This is a genomic window from Burkholderia sp. Ac-20392, assembly GCF_017104585.1.
Classification (GTDB): domain Bacteria; phylum Pseudomonadota; class Gammaproteobacteria; order Burkholderiales; family Burkholderiaceae; genus Burkholderia; species Burkholderia lata.
Genome location: NZ_JAAGPB010000538.1, coordinates 1 through 5,174, shown reverse-complemented (window position 1 = coordinate 5,174; position 5,174 = coordinate 1). Strand labels below are relative to the sequence as shown.

Genomic DNA, 5,174 nt, shown 5'->3' with positions numbered 1-5,174 from the left:
CGGCGTCCATCTTGAGCTGCACGCGCGCGCTGAGAAAGCTGAAGCCTTCGAGCAGCCGCTCGACGTACGGGTCGGGCGGCCCCGATTCATTGAGCCGCAGCCGCGCGGCCACCTTCGGGAACTGCTGGGCGAATTCGCCGCCGAGCTCGCGCAGGTACGCGAGTTCGCGGTTGTAGTAGTCGAGCAGGCGCGTATCCATCGCGTCAGGCCCCCGCCACGGATTGCAGCGACATCGCGCCCGTCTCGAGATCGAGGTCGGAGCGCAGCACGAATTCGAGCGGATGCGGGATCGACCACAGCGTGCCGCGAATCTCGAACAGCAGCACGTTGTGACGCCGTTCGCCGGCGCGGCCGCCGGGCGCGTCGATGACGCTGCGCACTTCGACGCTGTCGGGCGCGATGCGCGGCTCGAAGCGCACGATCGCATCGCGGATCGACGCCTCGACCGACATCCGCTCGACGCCCGACATCGGCTTGCCGACGAGCGGCCGCATCCCGTAGTTGAGCACCGATGCCTGCGCGTGCGCGAACGCCGACCAGTCGACGAAACCGTCCTCGGCGTTGCGCGTGTTGAGCAGCCACGCGAGATCGCGCAGCACGGCCGCGCGCAGGCGTTCGGTGCCGATCCACTGCGCGCCGGGCGCCTCGGTCGTACGCTGCGGCGTGTCGTCGGTGAGCCGGTCGAGCAGCGCGGGCTGGAGCCGGTCGCGCAGGCTGCCCTCCCGGCCGTCGCGGGTTCGCGGGTCGTCCATGGTCATCTCCGCGCCGTCACATCTCGGTGTTTTCCTTGATGTTCCAGCCGACGGTCACCTCCGCGCCCTTCCCGCCGTTGTCGTTCTGCTGCCAGTACTGCTTCTTCACCTTCGCGGCCTGGAAGCCGTAATGCATCATCAGCCGGTCGGCGACGTCGCCCGGATCGATGCCCGCGACCTGCGCGGACGTGACGAGCACCTCCTGCAGCGTCACGCGCATGAACTCGACCTGCGTGCCGCCCGTCTTGCACGCGGAGATCTCGACCGTCGAAAGGTGCTTGCCGTTCGCGCAGTTCTTGATGATCGCGGGCGCACCCTTGTCCATGTACGCAGCGACGACGAGATCGTTGAAGCTCGCCTTGCCCGCGTTGCCGCCGCTGCCGCTCGCCATCGCGCCCGGCTGGCTCGCGCCCCACGTGAACGACTGGATGTCGGTCCAGCCCTTGTGCTGCGCGTCCGCCGATTCGCCGGTCACGCCGTCCACCTTCATAAACATTGCCACGCCCATTGCCGTCTCCGTTTCAGTGCGATGTCAGGATGAATGCCGCGTTGAATGCCGATCGTTGTCTGCTGCGCCGCTCACTCGTTGGCCGCCTTCGCGGTCGGCAGCCGCGAGATGAGCCGCAGCGACACGGTGAGCCCTTCGAGCTGGTAGTGCGGCCGCAGGAAGAATTTCGACGTGTAGTAGCCGGGGTTGTCCTCGACTTCGTCGACCACCACCTGCGCGGCCGCGAGCGGCTTGCGCGCCTTGGTTTCCTGCGACGAATTGATCGGGTCGCCGTCGACGTAGTTCATGATCCAGTCGTTCAGCCAGCGCTCCATGTCGTCGCGTTCGCGGAACGAGCCGATCTTGTCGCGCACGATGCACTTCAGGTAATGCGCGAAGCGGCAGCACGCGAACAGGTACGGCAGGCGGCCGGATAGCCGCGCATTCGCGGTCGCGTCGGGATCGTGGTACTCGGCCGGCTGGTACAGCGACTGCGCGCCGATGAACGCCGCGAAATCCGAGTTCTTCCGGTGCACGAACGGCATGAAGCCATTCTTCGCGAGCTCGGCCTCGCGGCGGTCGCTGATCGCGATCTCGGTCGGGCATTTCTGGTCGACGCCGCCGTCGTCGGTGGGGAACGTATGGCTCGGCAGCCCTTCGACCGCCCCGCCCGATTCGACGCCGCGGATCGACGAACACCAACCGAACTGCTTGAACGAGCGGTTGATGTTCGCGGCCATCGCGTACGCCGAGTTCGCCCACGTGTAGCGGTCGTGGTTCGCGGCGTCGGTGTCTTCCTCGAAGTCGAATTCGTCGACCGGGTTGGTGCGCGCGCCGTACGGCAGCCGCGCGAGAAAGCGCGGCATCGCGAGGCCGATGTAGCGCGAATCCTCCGACTGCCGCAGGCTGCGCCACGCCGCGTATTCGGTGTTCTGGAAGATCTTCGTCAGGTCGCGCGGGTTCGACAGCTCCTGCCACGAATCCATCTGCATCAGCTCCGGCGACGCGCCCGCGATGAACGGCGCGTGCGCCGCCGCCGCGATCTTCGACAGCTCGCCGAGCATCTCGACGTCGGGCGGGCTGTGGTTGAAATGGAAATCGCCGACCAGGCAGCCGAACGGCTCGCCGCCGAACTGCCCGTATTCCTCTTCGTAGATCTTGCGGAACAGCGGGCTCTGGTCCCACGCGACGCCCTTGTAGCGCTTCAGCATCCGCGCGACCTCGTTGCGCGACGCCGGCAGCGCCTTGATCTTCAGCAGCTCGTCGGTCTCGGTGTGCGTGACGAGGTAATGGAGCCCGCGCCACGCGCCTTCGAGCGTCTGGAATTCGTTGTGATGCAGGATCTGGTTGATCTGCTCGGACAGCTTGCGGTCGATCTCCGCGATGATCTGCTTCACGCTGCCGTATGCATCGGTCGTCATGCCGACCGTATGTTCGAGCGCCTGCTGCGCAAGCGTGCGCACCGCGCGTTCGACCGACTCGCGCGCCTCGGCCGTTTTCGGCTTGAACTCCTTCTGCAGCAGCGCGGCGAATTCGTCGTGCGCGACGGCCGGTTGCGCGGCGTCGCGTGTGTCCGCGCGGGATTGGACGGGATCATTCATCGCGGGCCTCCGGTTGGGTCGCGTCGCCGCCCTGCGCGGGCTCGTGCGGGTTGCGCACGAGCGTCTTCAGCAGGTCGGGATCGTTGATGGCGCGCTCGATCAGCTGTTCGGCGCCGTGCTTGCCGTCCATGTACGACAGCAGGTTCGACAGCTCGGTGCGCGCCTCCAGCAGCCGCCGCAATGCGTCGACGTTGCGCGCGATCGCGGCCGGCGAGAAATCGTCGATCTGCTCGAACGTCATGTCGACGTTGAGCATCCCCTCGCCGGTCAGCGTGTTCGGCACCTGGAACGCGACGCGCGGCGCGACCGATTTCATCCGCTCGTCGAAGTTGTCGACGTCGATCTCGAGGAACTTCCGCTCCGGCAGGTCCGGCAGCGGCTCGGCCCGCTTGCCCGCCAGGTCCGAGATCACGCCCATCACGAACGGCAACTGCACCTTGCGTTCGGCGCCGTAGGTCTCGACGTCGTACTCGATCTGCACGCGCGGCGCCCGATTGCGCGCGATGAACTTCTGTCCGCTGCCCGCCGCCTTGGTTCTGTCCGTCATCGTCCACTCCTTCACATCGATCAGGTTGCGCAGTCCGTCGTCGCCGCCCGCATGGCGGCGGCTTTCATTCGTTTCATTCGCTCCGCTCGCCGCTCAGCAGGTCCAGCTTCGGCAGGCTCTCCGGTGCGAGATCGCGGATGATTTCGTAGAAGTCGAGCGTGAGCAGCCGCTGCGCGCGTCGCAGCAGCAACGGCGCTGGATGGCTCGGCTCGTGTTGTTCGAAATAGCGGCACATCTTGTCGAGACCGATGCGCACGTCGTCGCGGCTCGTGACCTCGGCATCGCGCCAGGCGTGGGCATTCGGCATCGCGGACGCTGCGGCTGCGGTTGTTGCGGGGCCGGTCTGCGACGCGTCGCCGGGCGCGGCCGGCTGCATGTCGAGCGAGACCGGTTGCGGTTCCGGCAGCGGCACTTCGCGCGCGATCCGCTGCAGCGCTTTCTCCGCATCGCCTTCGTCGGGCGCCCATTCGCGGCCCAGTTTGTCCGTCACGCACACGCGGATCGCCTCCAGCGCATGCAGGGCCGCGCGCGCTGCATCCAGCGGCGTCGCGCCGTTACTGCGCGCAGCCGACAGCGCAGCCAGCAGGCTTTCGCGGTTGCCGGTCACGGGGCTGCCGGTGTCGTCGCGGCCGTCGAGCAGCCGTTCGGCGTCGCGTACGCTCGGCCCGCCGTCGAACAGCGGCTGGCGGCGCGCCGCACGCGCGCAGTCGTGTGCGCCGGCTATCTCGGCGAGCGCGTTCATCCGCAGCGTCGGGTCCGGTTCGCCGTCCGCGTCGAGCCGCGGATGCAGATCGTCCCAGCGGCGTGCGAGCAGGTTCGCGACGAGCGCGAGCGCGTCCGCATAGCCGGGAATGCCGTGCTGCTCGGTCCAGCTTCGTGCGAGACAGGCGATGACGCGCAGGTCCTTCGTACGCGTGGACAGCGCCAGTGCGAGCCGCTCGACCGCGCGCCAGTCGGGCGCTTCGGCCGGGATCACGGTGTCGCCGTATTGCTGCTCGGCGCGCGGCGTCGCGCGCTCCTGCAGTTGCAGGAACTCGGCGTCGTATTCGAGGTTCGCGCCGCACGGGGCGTCGGGCGCGACATCCGCGAGCAACGGGCCGATCAGGTCGGCGCGCGGGGTCGCCGGCATGCCGGGCGGCACCGTGGACAATGCGGCGGCGGCCAGCGCCGCCTGGCTGACGTCATTCGAATGCATAGTCGATGTTGACCGGTTTGCTGCCGAAGTCGATCGCCACGGTGCGGTGCAACGGCGGCAGCGTGCCGTTGCGGATCTCGATCACGTAGACGCCCGGCGTCAGCGATACCGAGCGCAGCGGCGGGCTCGCACCGCGCCGCGCGCCGTTCACGTAGATATCGCCCCATGGCCGCACGTTGAATCGCACCTGGACGGTTTCCTGCGCCTTCGGCGGACGCGGCTGCGACTCGGCCGTTGGTGCGTTGACGGCGGCGACAGCCGTCTCTGCCTCCGACGGCGCCTTCGGCGCCTGTGTCGGCGCAGTCGCCGGTGTAGCGGCCGCTTCCGACGGCGGCACGTTGACGACACGCTCCGACGCATCGAGGCTGCCGGCGGGCGCGATGGCGGAACCGGAACCTGCTTGCGACGGGGCCGGGTTCGTCACGGTGGTCGCAACCTGCGGCGCGGAAGCGGCAGCCGCGACGGCGGGCGCGCTGGCAGATCGGAAGAGCGTCGTGGAGGGACAGCGTGTATGTCTCGGGTTCGGTCCTCGTGGTCTGCTAGTCATGAAATAATATGTGCGACGCATACGCTGTCAATGGAGTGTGTACTT

General features: G+C 67.9%; 6 protein-coding genes and 1 pseudogene. All 7 read right to left on the bottom strand.

Annotated features, from left to right (window positions below; all coding sequences use genetic code 11):
• A partial coding sequence (locus G3N99_RS33995) for a type VI secretion system baseplate subunit TssF (protein ID WP_206124557.1) occupies positions 1 to 199 on the bottom strand: 199 nt, incomplete at its 3' end.
• A gap of 4 nt (positions 200 to 203) precedes the next feature.
• Positions 204 to 752 carry a type VI secretion system baseplate subunit TssE gene (tssE, locus tag G3N99_RS33990; RefSeq protein ID WP_174931992.1) on the bottom strand — a complete coding sequence of 183 codons (549 nt, stop codon included), beginning with the start codon at positions 750 to 752 and terminating at the stop codon, positions 204 to 206.
• A 16-nt stretch (positions 753 to 768) separates the two neighbouring features.
• Complete coding sequence (locus G3N99_RS33985; RefSeq protein ID WP_011355189.1) at positions 769 to 1,260, bottom strand: type VI secretion system tube protein Hcp; 492 nt, start codon at positions 1,258 to 1,260, stop codon at positions 769 to 771.
• A gap of 71 nt (positions 1,261 to 1,331) precedes the next feature.
• The gene (gene tssC / locus G3N99_RS33980) at positions 1,332 to 2,840 is read right to left on the bottom strand and encodes a type VI secretion system contractile sheath large subunit (RefSeq protein WP_046547841.1); all 1,509 of its coding nucleotides are present in this window, start codon (positions 2,838 to 2,840) and stop codon (positions 1,332 to 1,334) included.
• Positions 2,833 to 3,387 (bottom strand): type VI secretion system contractile sheath small subunit, encoded by a 555-nt coding sequence (tssB, locus tag G3N99_RS33975; protein WP_011355191.1) that lies wholly within the window; start codon positions 3,385 to 3,387, stop codon positions 2,833 to 2,835. The genes tssC and tssB overlap by 8 nt, the downstream gene beginning before the upstream one ends.
• A 73-nt stretch (positions 3,388 to 3,460) precedes the next feature.
• Entirely contained in the window at positions 3,461 to 4,516 is a 1,056-nt protein-coding gene (gene tssA, locus G3N99_RS33970; RefSeq protein ID WP_206124558.1) for a type VI secretion system protein TssA, read from the bottom strand.
• Positions 4,517 to 4,568: 52 nt separating this feature from the next.
• Positions 4,569 to 4,970: pseudogene (locus tag G3N99_RS33965) on the bottom strand (serine/threonine protein kinase); the annotation flags it as partial.
• Positions 4,971 to 5,174: the final 204 nt, after the last annotated feature.

What these genes read in the sequence shown, in the direction of transcription:
- G3N99_RS33985 (WP_011355189.1), bottom strand. Translation starts at nt 1,260, where the DNA reads ATGGGCGTGGCAATGTTTATGAAGGTGGACGGCGTGACCGGCGAATCG.
- tssC (WP_046547841.1), bottom strand. Translation starts at nt 2,840, where the DNA reads ATGAATGATCCCGTCCAATCCCGCGCGGACACACGCGACGCCGCGCAA.
- tssB (WP_011355191.1), bottom strand. Translation starts at nt 3,387, where the DNA reads ATGACGGACAGAACCAAGGCGGCGGGCAGCGGACAGAAGTTCATCGCG.
- tssE (WP_174931992.1), bottom strand. Translation starts at nt 752, where the DNA reads ATGGACGACCCGCGAACCCGCGACGGCCGGGAGGGCAGCCTGCGCGAC.
- tssA (WP_206124558.1), bottom strand. Translation starts at nt 4,516, where the DNA reads ATGCCGGCGACCCCGCGCGCCGACCTGATCGGCCCGTTGCTCGCGGAT.